The following is an 18,145-nucleotide window of genomic DNA, read 5'->3' on the forward strand; positions in this document are numbered from 1 at the left end:
ACCCCGCACGACCTGCGCATCGGCCCGTCCCCTGGCATTCCGCGGGAGGCGGGCCGACCCGGTGCTCACCCTGGCTAGCCTTCCCAGGTGACCGACGCACCCATCCTCATGCCGGACCAGGGCGATGCGAGCATGACGCCATGACGAGCTCCTACCCCCTCGGCGACCTCGTGCCGGCCATCGCGATCGGCGCGCGGTACAGGTACGACTGGCAGCTGTTCGCGGACTGGTGCACCGCCGTCGAGGCGTCCGCATTGCCGGCGGATCCGCTGACGATCGCGCTGTTCCTTGACGAACACCCCGCCGCCACGAGCACTCACCGCCGCCGCGTGACCGCGATCAACACCGTCCACACCCGTTGCGGCTACCCCGCTCCAGGGACCGCTCAGGCACTGCGGGAACGCTTGACCCGCCGGACCCGGCCCCGCCCGGACCTGCGGGACGCTGCCACCGACGTGATTCGGCGGCTGCCCACCTCAGGTTGGCCCGGAGGTCTCTTCGGCCGACGCGACGCCCTCCTGCTCACCCTGACCTGCCGCATGGGCCTCTCGCCCATCCAGGTCGGACGCCTCCAACGCAGCGACATCACGTTCGACGGCCGCACCCTCCGCATCCCCAGCCACGGCATCTTCATCCCCCACGACCCCCACGAATCACCCCGCACCGAACAGGTCGCCGTGTACCTGCGGTGGGCCAGACTGCAGGCCTTCACCGACCGCACCCCCTCCAACCGGTGGCTCGGCGAGTCCCTCACCAACGCCACCCCGGTCACCGACGACTCCGTTACCGGCCTCCAACTGCTCCCAGCAATCCGGCACAACGGACCGCTGCTGCCCTCGTTCGACAAATGGGGCCACGCCAGTCTGAGCCGCGTCGGCCTGTCCCGCCGCGCCATCACCCGCATCCTCACCGCGCACCTGAGCGGCACCACCAGCACTCGGGAACAACGGGAGGTGAAGTTCTTCGACGACGGCTGGGCCGACGCCGTCGAGGACGTCGTCGAAACCATCAGCGAAGACGAGAAGGACAGCACCGAGCCTGTCGAGCCCCCAGAGTTGTCCAGCGAGGAGCTCGCGGCACGCTACGAAGCAGGTCTCGCCGCGCGCCGCGGCACCGCGAAAGCGATGGCAGACCTTGAGCCGGCCTTCGAAGAGCTCGACGACCGCACCGACGAACTCCTTGCTCGCATTCAAGACCTCCTCGAAGTCGTCGAAGGATCCCCGCCCCGAGCTTGAGGTAGTCCCGGCTCTGTCGGGGTAAGGCCGTACGCTCGGCCCTCTCCGATGGAAGGGGAACCGTCGCCGTGCTTGGCATTACCGCTGAATCAGCGCCTGTTGTTTCTGCCGCTGCGACCGTAGGCGGAGCGATAGCGACGTCGTTATCGGTTGCCGTCGCCGCGTTCCTCGGTGTGCGATCGCTACGCGCGCAGGCCGCTGACAGTCACGCTCGATCGCGTCCGATGGTCGGCGCTGCCCTGACGCTCAACCCCCACCCCACGAGTCAAAGCGCGGATCTAGAGGTGCGGAACTACGGCCAGACCGTCGCCTACGACGTCACGGTGACCTTCGACCCGCCGCTTGCCGATACCGGCACGCGATCCGGCCAGCCGAGCCTCGTGCCGTTCTTAATACAGCGTTACGACCAGACCATCCCAAACCTGATGCCCGGCACGATGCTGAAAAATACGTGGTACATCCTGCACGAGGAAGCGGCCGGCGAATCGGTGAACGACGAGCCGATCGCCGATCGCGTGGTTGCGACCATCGAGTACTTCGACGCCCCGAACACCCCTGGAGACGGTGGTCGGCGCCGCCGTCGTAGCCGATTCGAGGATCGTTTCGTCCTCGACATTACGACGCTCTACGGCGAGGCCCGCACGATGCACTCCGACGACCACCTCGGTCTGCACAAGCGATCCACACAGACGTTGGAGGCGATGCGACGGGATCTGTCGACTATCGCGAGCAGCGCGAAGAAGGTCGCACTCGGCGACCTCAGCGAGAGCCGATAACGCTTGACCTGGACTGTCGTGTCCAGTCCGAGGTTAGGAACCGCCACCGCGGAGCCTCGACCGATCCGGACTGGAGAAGGCGGTTTCTAACCTCTGCGGGCATGAGGGAGAAGCGGTTCGAGACGGGTCTGTCGCACCTTCGTACCTACGTCGAACAGCACGGTGACGGGCACGTGCCCCGGTCCTGGGTGTGCCCGGACTGCGGGTTCGCTCTGGGTAGCTGGGTTGCCCATAAGCGGGCCGCGATCCGCGCCGGCAACACCTCGCTGGGTCCGGAACGGATCGCTCAGCTCCACGCCGTCGGCTTCGAGACCACGAGCCCTCGCGGTGTACGCGGCCCCACCTCACTGCACCAGCAGCAGTGGGATCACGGACTGAACCATCTGCGGGCGTACGTCGCCACCCATGGCAACGCCGATGTCCCCCGCCGCCACGTCACCGAGGATGGCTTCGCCCTCGGCATGTGGGTGCAGTCGCGCCGCAAGGAACTGCGAGCCGGGAAGCTCACCGCCTCGGACCGCCTGGAGGCACTGTCCAAGCTCGGGTTCATGGAGCACTCTGACCGCCGCGGAGGGTTCGCCGCACCCGGCCGGAATACCGCCGCTGAAACAGGTGGAGAAGCGGTAGGCAATTATGGAGACACGTCGAGGCAGAACTTGGCGTAACAGACAACGGCACTGTTTTCCTCCCCTCGAAACAGTGCCCCGCCGGTCACCGCGCTCCTCCCCTCACCGCGGTGACCAACACGGCCCGGGCTCGCGTCTCCCTCTCCTCGACGCGAGCCCGGGCCGCACTCATCTCGACGCTCGGAGGGGCCGCTTCCCCTACTTGGCGCCTGGCTGATAGACCCGGGCAAGCACCAGCCCCAGCACAGACAGCGCAAGGAATCCAAGCCACACCGGGGCGGCGGACGGGACCGTCAAGACAGAAATGAACAGCCCGCAGATCGACACAACCAGCAGGCTCGACCACACCACCGTGCGGACCGTAACCATGAACGCGGCCCTTGCGGCACGAGCCGCGCGGACCTGATCGATACCCGCCGCGAAGTCCTTCGCGTGCTGGTTGAGAGGGAACAAATTGCCGTCGGAGGTATAGGCGAACAAGCCGATCCCGTGCTCGTCTGCGTACTCGACGGCGTCCTGCGTGTACGGCGAAGGGGACAGCAGCTCCGCGAAGAACAGCATGTCCTTGGAATGTTCTGCGCCCCGCGCCCCGTACAGGCGTTGCAGATCCGGCCGCCCCACCTTCGAGTGCATCCACTTCACTTGAGCGACTGCACGGCGGGCAACGACGTCGACGCCCCCGTCAGCGCCGCGCCCGGTCACCCTCGCATCCGGGAAGCCCATATCCCTCATCTGTGACGCCGCGAACTGCTCGGCGTCCTCTGGAGTGGTGATGTATCGGGACCGAGAATCCATGGCGCGACCTCCGGATCTGCCGACACTGTAGCCACTCGTAGCACGCATTCAGGTCAGATCAGGAGCCCAAACTCTGCAGGCGTTGCAGCGTTCGCGGACGCATCAACCACTCCTCGAACTCCAACGCAGAGTCATCCCGCTCCCACACCTGCAGCCACTGCCGCCACACCCGATACGAGCACCGCAGCGACGGCGGCAGCGTCTTCTGCGACAGCGCGTACCGCACCCCGTCATCACGGCCCTGCGCCGGCCGCACCACCATCGGCCGACCCTTCACAGACCAGTCCGGAGCCTGTCCGGACTCAAGGAAACCAAGGTCCGCGAGCAACCCGTCATCCCACCCGCCGACACTGCGCCGACCCTCCAACTGCATCTGCACATCCGGGGTGACCTCCCACAGCACCTGCGCGATATGACCGGCCTCGATCGACATCTTGTAGCCCCGCAGCACCTGCAGCATCCGCCACCGCTCCTTGTGCGTGATCTCCATTTCCACGGCCACAATCCGCCCACCGACAATCGCCGTGAAGTCCGGCCAATGCAGCTCCCCCGCCACCCCGACCGGCACCCCGAACCACCGCGCACGCCCCGCCCCATCCATTGTCGGCGAGACCGCCATTCCGAACTCATCCGCCGCCGACGACCCCGCCACCGCCACACCCACGAACCGTGCGAACGCCTCCGCCGCCTGCCCACTGTCATTCGCGCGTTCCACCGCCCGTATCTGCCGCTCGGACACCACCGGCACCCCACGGGCACGCATCCGCAGCGCCGCCTCCGCCACCAACAACCGGTGCAGCATCCGCTCCTCCGACGGCACCAACGCCCGCAGCTCCGGGAACCCCGGGGCCGCCGCGGCCGCCATCCCCGCCGCCGTCGGATACAACACCGTCCCCGCCCACCGAAGGTTGTCGGACCGCTCCAACAGCCCTGCCTCCCGCATGTACTGCACCCGCTTGCGCGCCGTCTCCCACACCCCGCCATAAAAGTGTTCGGCGGCGTGCCGAAGCGTGATCGCACCGAACGCACCGGCGAACTCCAACAACTGCTCATCCCCCGGCGTCCGACGCCACCCGTGCCGCCGCACCGTCCCCGACGACATCCCCTGATTCCCCCGCCGCGCCGCCGCCGCCCGCCGCTTCCGCGTCATCGGAACCCGGTACCCCGCCCCCAAATCAGACGCCTTCTCCACGTACTCCGGCACCAACACCACTCCTCACATCACGTCCAACGCGCCAGCCCCAGACCCCGCAGCCACACCAGCCACAAGGCCCCCACCAACGCGCCCCCCACCCGGGGGCTTACCGCGCACACCCCATCACCCGCCTTCTCCACCTGAAACACCTGCGAAAAGCCCCCACCCCACCCCCGCCGACCACCGCCACTCACCTCCACCCGGGGGTGTCGCGGGTTCCACTGGTCTCGTGCCTCGCCGGTGGTGCCCCTGCTGCCCCCTCTTGGGGTGTCGGTGCCCGCGCGGTGCGTGGGGGTCACCCCTTTTGGGCGGCCTTGGTGTGAACCCCTTGGTTCCTCGCTCGCTCGGAACGCTGCGTGGTTCACGGGCCGCCCAGGGGTGAGGACCCCCTCGCATCGCGTGGGTGTGTGGTGGTCGCCTTGGACGAGGGGTGTTGCCCCCGGGGCAGCGCGGGTTGCCCTTGTCGGATCAACCTGCTGCGGCGGCCGCGCAGGGGTGGTGACTGTCGGGTTCGCGCCGGAGGCGCTGCCGGGCACGGCCGCGGGGTGTTCACCCCGGTTGGTGGCTTCTGGGTGGTTGCGGTGATCGCCGTCCTGCCGGGTGGGCCTCCGGCCCGAACGTGCGCACCTCACCGGAGGCGCCGTCCCCGACTGGGGTTGTTGCGGCGGTGGCGTAGGTCTTCCCTCGGGCCGCCCCGTGTGGGTGACAGTCGGGTCGTCGGGCTGCCCCCCCGGGGTGGACGCCGAGTCATCCCGACGGGCAACCCGCGAGGGGCGGGTCGCACGCGTCGAACGCTCGGACCGCCGGCCAACCACGATCTGAGCGGAGCGAACCCGCCGCTAAACCACACACCCACCCGGCCACCGCGAGGCCACCCCTCCCGACCCGGCACACGAGGATGTGCCGCCGAAATCAGGAACCCCGCCCCGTCACCAACGGCGCGTTGCAGCGACCGCGCCAAACCCCCTGGAACTCCGTCGACCCGCCCGGTGCTGTGTCGACCCGAAGTGACCTCACGGGTCAGCACAGGGCCAACCCCGCCACGGGCCAACCATCCACGTCGCACGCCACCCACACCGCAGGCCCACAAGCCACCCCCGAAGCCGACCCCCGCCCCACCCACAGCCCACAACGATCCGGCCGGAGGCCACCCCCGGTCACCCCACCAGCCCGGCACACGAGGATGTGCCGCCGAAATCAGGAACCCCACCCCGTCACCAACGGCGCGTTGCAGCGACCGCGCCGAACGACACCCACCGACCCGTGCGGCACCGAAGGCGCACCGCCCCCGGGAACGAACCACCCACCAACACCGCGCAGGTCAACCCCCGGCCCCTACCGGCGGCCGGGAGCCTGGGGAACCGGCGCCCTCAACCCAGCCCGACGGGCTGGGTTGCCCGGCCACCCTCCGGGTGACCGGGCCGGGCACCGGCACCCCAGGACGAACACCCCCAACGACGACGACCCTTCGCCCCGGGACACCCACACACCCCGGCCACCACCGGCAGGCGCCCACCCCACCCACCACAGGTGGCTGGGTTTTGGGCGCGCGGTGCGGGCGTGGGCGGTGGGGTGTGTGGTTCGGGCACCCGGGCGGTGTGTCTATGTATTGTGGACGTAGACATAGTTTCGGGAGTCGAGAAGGCGGTGCTGTCCGTGAACGCGGTGGTCACAGACTCGGTGCGGGAGCAGGCTGCAGCCTTGGATGCGTTGCGTAGCGCTCATGCCCGCGAGAGCGACGAGCGTGGCCGGCTCGCGATGGCCACCGCGGTGACCGGTGCCGCGTTGGTGCGGGCTCGGGAGATGGACGTGCCGTGGCGGCAGTGCCAGGAGGCTCTCGGCGGGATCAACCGGGCCGCTGCGAACGTGCGGTGGAAGAACGCGCGGCAGCGAGCCGCCACCGGGGTGGATGCGGACTCCTCCCCCGATGCGCTGTCCGAGTTCGCGGACCGCTGGGGTGGCGACCGTCCGCTGCGTGAGCTCCAGGCCCTCGAGGTCGCTGCAGAGTGCGGTGCCCGCCAGGCCGGCGAAGTGGAGCGAGCGGCGTGTGAGGCGGAGCCGGGCCGCCGGGACTACGAGATCGACGACCTCGTCGGTCGCACGGTCGAGGATGCGGTCGAGGCCGGGCGCCTGGCGCTGGTACGCGCGGCTCGCAGCGGTCCGGTCCCCACGCTTGAGGCATGGCGGATCGTGTCGGAAGCAGCTGCAGCGTTCCGCCCGCTGTGGCGGCACACCGACCGGTGAGCAGCCCGGGGGCGCGTTGACACGCCGACGGGCCGGTGGCGGGTTCGCCGGTGGTCACCGCGTGTTCCCCGTACGCTGAGATCGGTCACGCCGCCCTCCGTGGTGGTAGCGGAATCCGATCGATCGAGGAATCCGACCGCTGTCCGCCCGCGTGGACATCGGTCGCGGGGTTGTCGTCCACGTGCCTCTGGTGGTCGCATGGACGCGAGCGTGACGACGGGGCCGGCTCCTTTTCGAGGAGCCGGCCCCGAGGCGTTTCCGGACCCGACGCGGGTGTCTCCCCCGCCGCCTTGTGTCTCCCCGGGAGACCGCTGTCCAGCCAGGTCGCAGGGCATCGCCGACGGTATGTCCCGTCGTCGGACTCTCGGGTCTGCAACAGGCGGTGAACCGGCTCGGTCCACTCGTGGCCATGAGCACTCGAACAGGCACCAGCGACCTCGCCTTCGCGTTCGCGGCCGCACCGCTTCCGACAGTTCTCGGGATCGGCGCGCTTGCGCTCCTCGGTCTCCTCGCGCTGGGTGTCGCGCTGCACCAGCCGCGGTACGCGAACCTCGGCGCTCGAAGCTGCCTCTGGCGCCCGCTGACGGGCTCCGCCGCAGTCCTCGCCGCCACCGTGGCGGTCGCGTACTGGCTGTTCCCGTGAGAGCTTCCCGCTCCCGCCTGAGCGGAGGGCTCGACGAGGCTCACCTGCTCTCGCCGGACCCCGGTCGGCGAGGGGTGTCTCCTCGGCTCGGTCGTGTGGCCTCCGAGACCGCTGTTCGGCCCGCAGGCGGCCCGGAGGACGCGAAACGCGGCACGCCCTCTGAGCGCTCCGCTCCCCCTTTCCGGCACAGGAACCCCAGATTGGCTTTTTCGTCCGCGAGCGTGGCTCTCAGGCGGCAAAACGGGGGTCTCCCGTTCGCGTTCGGGACCCCAGATCTCCGATCGACCCAGAAACGCGTCAGCGAGCCGCTGACGCGTCGAGGACGCAAATCGGGCCCCCGGGTCCGTCCGACGCCGTTTCGGGCGCCAGCGGGCCGCGCAGGCATCCGCAGGCCCCATCCGGCGCAGCCTGCCAGCCGACCAATCGCGGCCAAGACGATTCGACGCCACCCGAGCCGCCCCGGTCGCCGACCTCGGGCCCGACGAGTCGCCCGTCGCCCGTGCCGCACGACTCCTCCGCGCCGCACGACTCCCCCGCTCCACACGACTCCCATGAGCCGTGCATCGCAGGGGAAACCCCCGCGCCGCACGAAACCAGGGTGACCCCTGGGATACACGCAACACGCCAGACACGCGATACACGCAATACCCGGGTAATACACGAAACACGCGACACCCAATGGGTACGAGACCGGCACGAATGCAGGGATACGCCCGAAACACGAGAACCGAGCGCCACACGTGGGCCACGCGCAAAACGCGAAACACGGGATACACACGAAACCCGCGCACTCCCCAAATCGCGCGAACTACCCGACACCCAAGACACACACGCCACACGCCAGAACCCGGTATCCCACGACACACGAGATACCCGCTCAACCCGAGTACGCCGGGCCGCACTGGAAATGCGCGACACCCGCGATACCCGCCTACAACTCCCCTCCCCCGCCCCACCCGGATCCCGCGAAACACGCGCCCCCCGCCATTGCCCGGACTCCCCCGAGACCCGTGACACCCGCTTCACCCGCGCACGCCCGGACTCCCCAGCTCCACTCGACTCCCGCGATACCCGACAACACCGGCTCTCACTGGAGACGCGCGAGACCCGCGATACCCGTCCGCACCCCCGATCCCCCGCCCCACCCGACTCGCGCGATACCCGTCTACACCCCGACTCCCTAGGCCCACCCGACTCCCGCGATACCCCTGAAGCCCGCGACTCCCGCGAGTCACATAACTCCCCCACTCCCATGACCCCCGCGAGACCCCACCAACACAAGACACCCGCGAAACCCCAAGTACCCGCGAACCCCATGTGACACGCGATTCCCCCGATGCACGCGTTCCGTGCAATACCCGGGCAATAGGGGTACTGCGTGAAACACGAGAGTCACACGAAACCCCACGTCAACCGGTAAAACGGGAACAACTGGAGACACACTCAACCGGGACAACACGCGAAACGCACGACCAACGCGACACCCACGAATCACGCGGAGCCTGGAAACAGTGGGACACCCACGCCACACGCGATACCGGTGCATCCCAACACACACACGAATCGCCGGTCACCCGCTATACCCCTCGAATACGAGATACCCGGAACCCACTGGTATAGCGGAATACCCGGCCAACACGTGCCAAACCGGTCACCCAACGAACACACCTCACACGCGATACCCGAACCTGACGGGAAGAGGGGGTAACACGAGACACCCGCGTTACCCGGAGAGGGCGTGCCACCCACGAATCGTGGGTCACACGTGACCCCCGCAGTACCCGACTGACCCATGCCACACGGGTTATCCACGGCACCCTTGTCACCCGCGAAACCCGGGAGGCGAGGGCGACACGCGAGACACGAGATACACGTGGCATACCCGACACCAGTGGTATGCGTGATACCCGTGACCAGCATGGAACCAGAGAAATGGGGGAGACACTCTAAACACGCGCATCACTAGAAACCGGGGAGACACACGAGACACGCTGTCCACGCGTTACCCTTCAACCACGCGAACCTCTCCAGTCACGGGAGTCACGCGCTACCACCGGACCCTGTGACACACGCGGATCGCGTGGAGAACCCGCCACCTACGGTTCTCGCACCACATCAACCACCAGAACACGAGGAGCTGCCGTGCAGCCTACGAATCTCGTCGCCCCCTCGCGTCGACACAGCGGGGGAGGGGTCCGATGAGCCTGACCCCTGCGGAACTGAACGCCGCACTCGACAAGTCCTGCTCGATGACCTCTCAGAAGGGTGGAGTCGCCAAGACCACCACCACCGCCCAGTACGCGAAGTTCCTCGCGAACGTCGGTGTGAAGGTCCTGATCGTCGACGCCGATACCAACCGCAGCATGACGGTCCTTACCGGCACCGGGCCGACTGTCGAGGACCCCGTCTCGATCGCCGACCTGATCAAGTACCCGACCGAGCCCAGCATCGTCGCTCGCGCTGCGCACCTGGCTACCGAACCGTGGCAGCCCGACACAACCCGGCCCTGGAAGCTCGGGGGAGCGCTCGTACCCGGAGGCTCGGTTCATGTTGTGCCCTCACCGGGCGCAGCGCTGCAGGAGATCGCGGACGAGAAGCCCGCAGCCGCGCACTTGCGATTGTGGAAGGGGTTGCACGAGTCCGGACTGTCCTCGGACTACGACGTCGTGTTGATCGACTGCCCACCCTCGGTGGGGTCGACCACGGAACTCGCGATTCTCGCCTCCGGATGGGCCATCTTCCCGGCCCACCCGGAACTGCTCGGCACGGTCGGGTTCGCTGACGGCGTCCGAGCGGTCCAGCACTTCGCGGAGGCCTGGCGTCATCCGCTCGCAGTGGCAGGCGTCGTGGTCACCAAGGTCAACCGCACCACCGAGCACCGCATCGGAGTCGAAGGCACGGTCCAGTTCGTGAATGGGACCTGGCCTGACTCCGGCTTCGACGCCGACGATCCGCGGGACGCGTTCGCATCCGGGGTGTGGGCGCCGGCTATCAACGAAGCCGCGTTCGTCGCTGCTGCCAACGGTCGTGGCGAGTCCGTCGCCGACGCTCTGCCCTCGATGTTCACTGCAGCGGGGGAGCCGAAGATCAATACCGACTCGCAGTTGCGCCTGGTGTCCGCTTACATGCGGCACGCACTCAACCTTCTCGCGCTGCTCGCCCCGGAGCGGTACGAGGACACCATCGAGAAGCTCCAGAACGAACAGCTTCCTCAGGTGATGCGTGAGGTCCTGTTCGAGAGCCCGCTCAAGTTCACCGTCGAACCCGACGAAGACGACCATGTGCCGGCCGCAGACGCCGGTGGAGATGAAGGTGCGGCGGTTGCCGTGGCCGTCGCAGAAGGAGTTCAGTAATGGCGAAGATGACGTCAGGTCGACCCGATCGCTTCGGCGGCGGCACTCTGCCTCCGGCGTTCGTTAGCGCAACGGCACCGGCAGCAACGGCACCTGCAGCTGTCGAGCCCTCGCTCACTGCCGTCCCGGAGACGACGCCGGTGGCCGAGACTCCCGCACCCGCGCCGTCGGAGGTCGAGGAAGCTCCGGAACCGAAGGCCGCTCCGGAACCGACGAAGAAAAAGAGCACCACGTCGCGCAGCAAGCGGGTCGTCGAATCCACTAACAGCGAGGTCCGTCGCAAGTACGTCGAGTGGGACCAGTCGATCGAGGACGAGTTCCAGGACGGCTGCGACGACTGGTACGGCGACCGCGACCGTCGTGAGCGCAAGCGTCGCCTTGGCCGCCGTCCGTCGGACAACGCCATGGTCATCGCGTTGATGCGCCTCGGTCTCGAGACGATCGCCAAGGACCCGAAGGCCAACGATCGGCTTGAGGATCTGCTGCCGGTCGACGCACGGCGCCGCCGAAAGTCCTGAGCGCCCTACATATATAGAGAGAGAGCCGTATCCCCGGGACGACCACGTGTCTCCCGGGGATACCGCTGTCCGGGGTGGGGAGTGGTGCCCTACCACCCATACCCATCTCTGCATCGAGCTCTGCATTGAGCGAGGCCTATCTCTATAGGGCGCTGAAGGCGGGAGCGGTTGATTCCTCTAGTTGAGGTCACGCATCGGATCTGCGCAGGTCACAGCGCCGTCGAAGGTAATTTACGTGACGCGATCGAGCTCACCCGAGCCTGCGAGCAACGGTGTCGCCAAGGCATACCCGTTGAAACGGATCGATCGACGGTCGGGACTGACGATCACATTCGGCCCCCGGCCCCCATGGCCCAGGAGGCGTGAGCCTTCCATCCAGTCCCCGTTTCATCTACCCACCCGAGGAGCACGGATGGACTGTAGGGCGGTCGATTGCTTCGCGGTTTCGGCACTTCATACTCGGCCTGCAAACCGACGTTGAGCGACTCGAAGACACCATCTTCGTTGGCGGAGTAGCCCCAACCCGTCCCGCTTATAGGCGGCGGATCTCCAACGGTCTCGCAGTGCACGCTGGTCGGCACCACAACGCCTTGCCAGCCACCAGCTACTTGTACGTGCGCTCCCACCGTTTCCATGAACTCCGCCGGTGGCATCGGTAAGGCGGCAGGTTCGTCGATCGTGCCCCCGAACCTGACCTGCGGCTTCTCATGTGGAACGGCTGCGGGCGTAGGAGAGGGAATGGTCGAAGTCTGGGTGGCCGTGCTGCTGGTGGGCGGGGAGGCTACTGGTGCGGTGGTGGATGCCCAGCTCGGTGTGGCGACGGTGGATGGAGCCGACGGCGCATCGGCGGTTTCCTCCGGGGACACCGAAACCTCTGGTCCGCACGCCGCGGCCATCACCGTCAGAGCTGCCAGAGCCAGCATCCGTCGCATCGCACAGTCCAATCGGAGGTGGGGAAGGAGTCTCATTCTCACCCGGCACAGTCACCGGGGCGGTTTCTACGCTGGGTGAGAGTCGGAGCATTCGCATCGTTGGTGGAGCCGAGAGGACGCGGCCTTACGAATCTCCCCGTCTCCCCGGGAGACGCCTGTCCGCCTCCGTGGTCGCAGGAGAGAAACCCGCCGGCGGGGGACACGTGCCCGAAGGTTCGTCGAATTCCTCGTGGTCAGCGCCGGTGGAGAAGCGACATGGTCCTATGTCGCGACCACCACGCCCAACCACCCAGGAGGACCGCGATGACCGAGACGATGCCCGCGCGATGGGACCGCGCAACGGCGACCACGCTCGCCCGTCTCCGCGAGACGACCGGCCGCCCGGTGAGCTTCCTGGTGACTCAAGCGGTCCTCCACGCGACGAATGACGGAGCCAATCTGACCAATTACTTTGCCACCCCCGCCCGTGGTGACACCGTCCGCACGACCGTCACCCTGCACGGCGACGTCGCCAGCAAGCTCGACTCGATCGCCGCAGCACATCCGTCGGCAAGAGGAGTGCGCAGTAGATACGCCGTGGTTCGGGCCTGCGTGCGATGGTGGCTCGACACCGACCTCGATGACCTGTCCGCTCGCCTGGGCGGGCAGTGGCTCCGAGTGGAGGCGCGTCGTGCCTGAACCCCGTCAACTGCGGAGACCGCGCCGGACCACCAGTGGCCCCGGCTTCGTCCAGATCCCCAAGACGTTCGAGAAGCAGTGCCTGGCCGACGAACTCACCCTCGAAGAGATCGGACTGCTCACCCTCGCGAACACCCATCCCGAGACCAAACACGTCGGCGTCCTCTACCGCCCGAACGAATGGAACGACGTGTTCGGCGGAACCAGTCACGTCGGGCGACTCCTCGACAACCTGCAGGCCAAAGGAAAGCTCGCCCTCGATGGGTACTGGGTCCTCATCCGCGGCTGGATGCCCACTCGCGGGTTTCGTCAGCCGAAGTACTTCTCCTCTGGTCTGTACAGCCTTGTGCACCAAGTCGACTCACCGTTGCTCCGGATGGTGATCGGATCCGAACTCCTCGGCCTGCGACTGTGCGACCAGACGCCCGCGGACCTGGAGAAGAACCGGATGTACCAGTACGCCTCGGAGTACTGGGAGGAAATCACCGGCTGCCCTTTAATTCCCGCCAGTTCGATGACCGGCGACCTCCTGCGGCCCCCGGAGGAGATGCTCGATCACCTTGCTGTGATGCCCGGCGCGGAAACGGCATTCAAAGGCCTCACCTCGCGGTCGTGGTCCGTGATCGACGAGCCGCTGCGTGCCCCACTGCAGCGCTCACTGTTGTCCCGGTTCGGAGACAATCGGTTCGGGCATCTCAACAGCACCCGGCTCGGTTGACCGGCTCTGTCCGCTGCACCGTTGCATGAACGGCGGGCCCGCCACTGGTGGGCCCGCCGAGCTATATCCACGGCCGGTGGCTCCCAACAACTCCCGAGCGTCCGGTCAGCGCAGCCCACCACCGCCGCAGCCGCCGGCCGATTTCAAGGGAGTTGCCCATGCCTGCCACTCGTTCCGCAGAACGCACTGAGTTCCTCACCGATGTCTTCACTACCGCGATGGAAGGCGGGGTCTCGTACTGGGCATCAGTGCTCGAGTACAGGCACACCGAGTCGCCGCGGGCGGTGCTCGTTCACACCGAGGAGCTCATTCTCGATCACGAGACCATGAGCTGGGTTCCCGGTCCGGACGCGGAGGAACTTATCGTCGATCTCGATGTCGTAGCGCGAGGGATCAGTCGAATCGTCAAGGGAGAGGTCGACTACTTGCCCGAGACGCATCGCGCGCGGATCGCCGCCGCCAGCCGGGAGAACGACATGATGCCGGCGAATGGCCGACACGGTGACATCGACGCGGGGATCGCCGAGCACGTCGTGCAGGCAGCACTGTTCGGTGCGATCGTGCACGGTTGAGCATTTGGCTACGACAGGAACAAGCCCGTCCCGATCACGTCGGGGCGGGCTTCGTCGTGGGGTCGGAACTACCTTCGCAGGACGGGATTTCGAGCTGTCCACGAAAGGGCTCGGCGGGGCATTTGTCCGGTATTTCCGGTGGTGTAGGGGTGGTGTAGGTCTGCCATAGGGTATGCCGATTTCCGTCGGCCCCAATCTGGCATAGCCCTGTCATACCCAATGCCGATTCAGATAATTCGGACAGTCATGGGGTATGCCATCCGCGCGATGAACGATGGGTTCCGGAATCATCACCGCAGGTCAAGCCACACTCTCTGGAACGACGCTTGTGTGGCGTAGGGTATGCCGCCCAATCGGTCTGGCATAGGCGTGGCATAGGGGTGGCATACCCATGGCATACCGCCTATCGCGCGAATAAGAACTGAGAAATAAGAACTACTAGTGGTCACCTTGGGTAGGTGGGGGGTGTGGGGGGAGGGGCAAATTCGCGACGCACGGTCGCCACACGAACGCGACCTGCAGCCGGATCGACGCTGCGGACCCAACGAACCGTCGCCAGGCTGCAGGCCCGCTGTCCCGGCTGACGCCGAGACGCCAGATCGATCCGCCTCTCAGACGTTATGAAACCCCCGACCGGGCACAGGAACCCACCCCACACGCTTCAGGCGCCCCACGGCCCGCACAGCCGTACAAAACATCGACCGGAGAACAGCCGCCCGGCCGCCTCTCGACGCCAGCTCACCCGCGTAACCCTCTGCCCGTCCATCGGATGCGCCCCTTCCCGGGCGCCGGCCCCGCCCGCTTCCGTTCGATGCACCCTCACCGAACAGGCACACCCGGTCGCGGTCGAACCAAGGCGCCACCTCGATAGGGACACCGAAACTGCTGGACACACGACCATTTCGTCTTCCGACCGGACTGGAGAAGCGAAACCGTAGCCTTTCGCGCACCACCACGACCACCAATCGAAAGGCCCCGGTATGCCCCTCCGCGCAGCCGCGGACACCGAACTCGCCACAGTCGTCTCGGACGCGGTCGCAGCCGCCCTGCCCGCCTTCATCGACGCTGTTACCGCAGCCGTGCTGTCCGACCCTCGCCTCACCGTCCAGCAGAGCTTCATCGCCGACACACCCGCACCGGCAGGTGCCACTGCCGGGCTTCAAGCGGTGCTCGCCGCGAACCCGAAGCACCGGCCGACCGACCCGGACGCGTGGATCGCCGCGGTCGCCGAGCACTACCCGGCCGCTGCGCCGGCGCTGGAGTGGGCATGGTCCGATCAGTGCCCTACCGACTACTGGCGACGCCTCCGCGGTGCACCGAGCATCGCCAGGAGGCAAGGGCGCAGTACCCGAAGCGAACTCGACCAGCTGCTGTCCGAGCACTCTCTTGCCACCACTCGAGATCGCGCCGACCTCGTCATCGACCTCAGCGCTGCCGTCGAGACTGTGCGGGCCGCGATCGCCGAACGGCACACCGCAAAGGCGACCTACACCTGGCGGCGCAACCTTCTCGCCGCCGCGCACGTCACCGGCGGCAACCTTCATCAGGCCGTCACCGTGATCTGCTGGTGCCTGCGCTCACGGCCCCACTGGCAGCGCACCATCACCCAGGCCCCGTCGAAGTCCACCTTCGAGAAGATGCTCGGCGACTGGCGCGCCGATGGACAGGACTGGACCATCGCCGATGTCGCCGAACCCGAGATGGCTGAGCAACTGCGCGACCTCGGACGGACATGGACGCGGTACCAGAGCAAGCACGGGGGAGGGGCGTCTCCGTCGGTGCCCCGCACCGGCCGCAACCTCCACCGCGCCCTCGCAGGCGACGGCATCGAGGCGGTTCCGGCCGCCGAGCTCGGTGCGCTGATGCGGTGGTGGTTCGAGGAGGGCAATGCCCGCTTCTACATCCGGGACGCCGATTTCCCCACCCCTGACGTTGTGTCGCGCGCGCTGCTCGCGATGCGGACCTCCCGTACCGCAGGTCCGTCGAACGGCGTCGCCGCCACCAACACCGCCGCCTCGGGGGTGCGCGCCCATACCGATCTGAGCGAACTCGAGGGACTTGCATGAGCACACCCAACAGCCCCCGCCGCATCTTTGCGGTCCTCGGACAGGTCACCACGATCGAGGTGCCCTGCCGCGATTGCGGCGCTCTCGTCGCTCGTCCCGCACAGCTTCCCGGCCGCCCGGAAGGCTGGCGCGACGCTGTCCGGTGTCGGGTGCATGCCGCCGCAGCAGGCGTCGACGCCGCCTCTGCCCGCGCCGCGTCCGCCCGAGATCGCGACCGTCAGACGTGGTTCGACACTGTCCGCGCATTCGACGCGGTCGCCGGATACGAGCACGCGAGTGTCGACGAGATCGACTCGACCAAGACTGCTGCCGCATGCCGTCGCCTCATCGATACCCACACCGCGGCCGATCCGCACGGCGGTCATCGCGGTGGCATCGCGCTCATCGGACCCACCGGGATCGGCAAGACCCGCGCCATGTTCTCAGTCGTCAATGCGCTCGCCCCCGGCCGCCGCGCGCTCGTCGGCAGCGAAGACACCATCCTCGCCGTCGACGTGCCGCCGTGGGAACTCACCGCCGCGATCACCGCGCGGATCACCGGAGTCGAAGTCCTCGGCATCGACGACGTCGGAGTGTCCCTACGCCGGCCCGACGAGCGAATGCTCGCCTGGAAGGCATTGGCCGACGCAGTAGCCCGTGCCACTCACCCAGTGACAGTCGTGATCACCACGAACTTGCAGGGGTGGACGGCGTTGACCGGTTGGGTTGGCGCGCAGGCTGCATCGCGATTGTCCGGATGGATGCCGCTGGCGTCCCCGGGGTGGACCGATCGCCGCACAGGTAGAACGCATGAGCAGTGGCGCAACGACCTGCTCGCCGCCCAACGACCCGAGGAGCGAAACCGATGAGCCAGACCGGCATCGAACTCCCCGAGGCGCTCGAGATCCCGGCCCGCGGATGGCTGCGGGGCCTGTTCGATCGCAGTGCACCGGACCTTGCTGGCCAGATGGACGCCGCGGTCGCCGCGGTGCGTTCGAGTCGTCGACCCGAGTACGTGGCGGTGTTCGGAGGCAAGGGGGGAGCGGGCAAGACGACCACCTCCACCGGGATCGGGTCGATGCTCGCCGCGGTGATGCGTGACCGGGTGGCAGTTGTCGACTCCAACCCGGACAAGGGCACGCTGCGACTCAAGTTCCCGAAAGGGCAGTCCGCGCTCCCGCTGCAGCAGCTCGCCGGCCGTACCGAGGTGCTCCATAGTTACTCGGACCTGCGGCCGTATCTGCTGTCCAACGACCTCGGCCTCGACGCGCTCACCTCGACGCGGCACCGGGACACGACCTCGGACGGTCCGGTGTACGCCGAGATCCTCGACTTCCTCACCGCCGACTACCGCGTGGTCGTCGCCGACTGCGGCACCAGCGCAACGTCCGATGTGGCCCGTGAGGTCCTGGCCCGTGCCACGCAGTTGGTGGTCGTCACGCCGGCCCAGATCGACGGGTTCTACGCGCTGCTGGAGACACTCGATGAGCTGGTCGACATGCGGCGTTCCAAGCTGCTCGGCGATGCGGTGGCGGTGATCAACGGGATCCACGAGTCGACCTCGGTGGACGTCGACAAGATCCACGCTGATCTCAAGCGGCGTGTGCGGGCGGTGCGGCGGATCCCGCACGATCCGCTCTTGGCAGCAGGTGCGGCGTTCGACTTCGGCCAGCTTCAGCCGGGGACGAAGGTGGCCTACGCGGAACTGGCGGCGACGGTGACGGCCAGATTCCGGTAGCCGGCCGCGTCGTCGGCGCTGCAACAGTGTCGGTCCCGGTGGGCAGGGTTTGTGATGCGTGAGCGATTCGCCACGTG

General features: G+C 67.5%; 15 protein-coding genes. 13 read left to right on the top strand and 2 right to left on the bottom strand.

Going from position 1 to position 18,145, the window contains the following annotated elements; all coding sequences use genetic code 11:
* Window positions 1–140: 140 nt before the first annotated feature.
* The 3 genes from U9J23_RS27095 to U9J23_RS27105 all read left to right on the top strand — a co-directional run bounded on the left by U9J23_RS27095 (window position 141) and on the right by U9J23_RS27105 (window position 2,676).
* Complete coding sequence (locus tag U9J23_RS27095; protein ID WP_326603604.1) at window positions 141–1,235, top strand: hypothetical protein; 1,095 nt, start codon at window positions 141–143, stop codon at window positions 1,233–1,235.
* Window positions 1,236–1,519: 284 nt separating this feature from the next.
* The gene (locus U9J23_RS27100; protein WP_228045353.1) at window positions 1,520–2,011 is read left to right on the top strand and encodes a hypothetical protein; all 492 of its coding nucleotides are present in this window, start codon (window positions 1,520–1,522) and stop codon (window positions 2,009–2,011) included.
* 101 nt (window positions 2,012–2,112) lie between these two features.
* Window positions 2,113–2,676 (top strand): helicase associated domain-containing protein, encoded by a 564-nt coding sequence (locus U9J23_RS27105; protein ID WP_326603607.1) that lies wholly within the window; start codon window positions 2,113–2,115, stop codon window positions 2,674–2,676.
* 159 nt (window positions 2,677–2,835) lie between these two features.
* On the opposite strand, the gene U9J23_RS27110 is transcribed toward U9J23_RS27105, so the two are convergent.
* Window positions 2,836–3,432 carry a restriction endonuclease gene (locus tag U9J23_RS27110; RefSeq protein ID WP_228045355.1) on the bottom strand — a complete coding sequence of 199 codons (597 nt, stop codon included), beginning with the start codon at window positions 3,430–3,432 and terminating at the stop codon, window positions 2,836–2,838.
* Between the two features lie 58 nt (window positions 3,433–3,490).
* Window positions 3,491–4,636, bottom strand: coding sequence for a hypothetical protein (locus tag U9J23_RS27115; RefSeq protein WP_326603610.1), 1,146 nt, complete (start codon window positions 4,634–4,636; stop codon window positions 3,491–3,493).
* Between the two features lie 1,647 nt (window positions 4,637–6,283).
* Here U9J23_RS27115 and U9J23_RS27120 point away from each other — a divergent pair.
* The 10 genes from U9J23_RS27120 (at window position 6,284) to U9J23_RS27165 (ending at window position 18,068) form a co-directional block, all read left to right on the top strand.
* Window positions 6,284–6,871, top strand: a complete 588-nt coding sequence (locus tag U9J23_RS27120; RefSeq protein ID WP_283480967.1) for a hypothetical protein — start codon at window positions 6,284–6,286, stop codon at window positions 6,869–6,871.
* A gap of 409 nt (window positions 6,872–7,280) precedes the next feature.
* Window positions 7,281–7,514 (top strand): hypothetical protein, encoded by a 234-nt coding sequence (locus U9J23_RS27125; protein ID WP_326603613.1) that lies wholly within the window; start codon window positions 7,281–7,283, stop codon window positions 7,512–7,514.
* Window positions 7,515–9,712: 2,198 nt separating this feature from the next.
* Window positions 9,713–10,867, top strand: coding sequence for a ParA family protein (locus tag U9J23_RS27130; protein ID WP_138846040.1), 1,155 nt, complete (start codon window positions 9,713–9,715; stop codon window positions 10,865–10,867).
* The gene (locus tag U9J23_RS27135; protein WP_326603616.1) at window positions 10,867–11,385 is read left to right on the top strand and encodes a hypothetical protein; all 519 of its coding nucleotides are present in this window, start codon (window positions 10,867–10,869) and stop codon (window positions 11,383–11,385) included. Before U9J23_RS27130 ends, U9J23_RS27135 begins: the two co-directional genes overlap by 1 nt.
* 1,235 nt (window positions 11,386–12,620) lie before the next feature.
* Window positions 12,621–12,995 carry a hypothetical protein gene (locus tag U9J23_RS27140; protein ID WP_169690342.1) on the top strand — a complete coding sequence of 125 codons (375 nt, stop codon included), beginning with the start codon at window positions 12,621–12,623 and terminating at the stop codon, window positions 12,993–12,995.
* Complete coding sequence (locus tag U9J23_RS27145; RefSeq protein ID WP_169690343.1) at window positions 12,988–13,713, top strand: hypothetical protein; 726 nt, start codon at window positions 12,988–12,990, stop codon at window positions 13,711–13,713. Before U9J23_RS27140 ends, U9J23_RS27145 begins: the two co-directional genes overlap by 8 nt.
* Before the next feature lie 158 nt (window positions 13,714–13,871).
* Window positions 13,872–14,285, top strand: a complete 414-nt coding sequence (locus U9J23_RS27150; RefSeq protein ID WP_193904248.1) for a hypothetical protein — start codon at window positions 13,872–13,874, stop codon at window positions 14,283–14,285.
* A 980-nt stretch (window positions 14,286–15,265) separates the two neighbouring features.
* On the top strand, window positions 15,266–16,351 hold the full coding sequence (locus tag U9J23_RS27155; protein ID WP_229568574.1) for a hypothetical protein: 1,086 nt from the start codon (window positions 15,266–15,268) through the stop codon (window positions 16,349–16,351).
* On the top strand, window positions 16,348–17,199 hold the full coding sequence (locus U9J23_RS27160; RefSeq protein WP_193904250.1) for a hypothetical protein: 852 nt from the start codon (window positions 16,348–16,350) through the stop codon (window positions 17,197–17,199). The genes U9J23_RS27155 and U9J23_RS27160 overlap by 4 nt, the downstream gene beginning before the upstream one ends.
* Window positions 17,196–18,068, top strand: a complete 873-nt coding sequence (locus tag U9J23_RS27165; RefSeq protein ID WP_193904251.1) for a MinD/ParA family ATP-binding protein — start codon at window positions 17,196–17,198, stop codon at window positions 18,066–18,068. The genes U9J23_RS27160 and U9J23_RS27165 overlap by 4 nt, the downstream gene beginning before the upstream one ends.
* Window positions 18,069–18,145: the final 77 nt, after the last annotated feature.

Source organism: Rhodococcus sp. PD04, assembly GCF_035918275.1.
Classification (GTDB): Bacteria; Actinomycetota; Actinomycetes; order Mycobacteriales; family Mycobacteriaceae; genus Rhodococcus; species Rhodococcus rhodochrous.

Bases quoted from the DNA above. Each gene is read 5' to 3' on its own strand.
- U9J23_RS27135 (WP_326603616.1), top strand. From the start codon at position 10,867: ATGGCGAAGATGACGTCAGGTCGACCCGATCGCTTCGGCGGCGGCACT.
- U9J23_RS27130 (WP_138846040.1), top strand. From the start codon at position 9,713: ATGAGCCTGACCCCTGCGGAACTGAACGCCGCACTCGACAAGTCCTGC.
- U9J23_RS27150 (WP_193904248.1), top strand. From the start codon at position 13,872: ATGCCTGCCACTCGTTCCGCAGAACGCACTGAGTTCCTCACCGATGTC.
- U9J23_RS27155 (WP_229568574.1), top strand. From the start codon at position 15,266: ATGCCCCTCCGCGCAGCCGCGGACACCGAACTCGCCACAGTCGTCTCG.
- U9J23_RS27160 (WP_193904250.1), top strand. From the start codon at position 16,348: ATGAGCACACCCAACAGCCCCCGCCGCATCTTTGCGGTCCTCGGACAG.
- U9J23_RS27140 (WP_169690342.1), top strand. From the start codon at position 12,621: ATGACCGAGACGATGCCCGCGCGATGGGACCGCGCAACGGCGACCACG.
- U9J23_RS27125 (WP_326603613.1), top strand. From the start codon at position 7,281: ATGAGCACTCGAACAGGCACCAGCGACCTCGCCTTCGCGTTCGCGGCC.
- U9J23_RS27095 (WP_326603604.1), top strand. From the start codon at position 141: ATGACGAGCTCCTACCCCCTCGGCGACCTCGTGCCGGCCATCGCGATC.
- U9J23_RS27105 (WP_326603607.1), top strand. From the start codon at position 2,113: ATGAGGGAGAAGCGGTTCGAGACGGGTCTGTCGCACCTTCGTACCTAC.
- U9J23_RS27165 (WP_193904251.1), top strand. From the start codon at position 17,196: ATGAGCCAGACCGGCATCGAACTCCCCGAGGCGCTCGAGATCCCGGCC.
- U9J23_RS27110 (WP_228045355.1), bottom strand. From the start codon at position 3,432: ATGGATTCTCGGTCCCGATACATCACCACTCCAGAGGACGCCGAGCAG.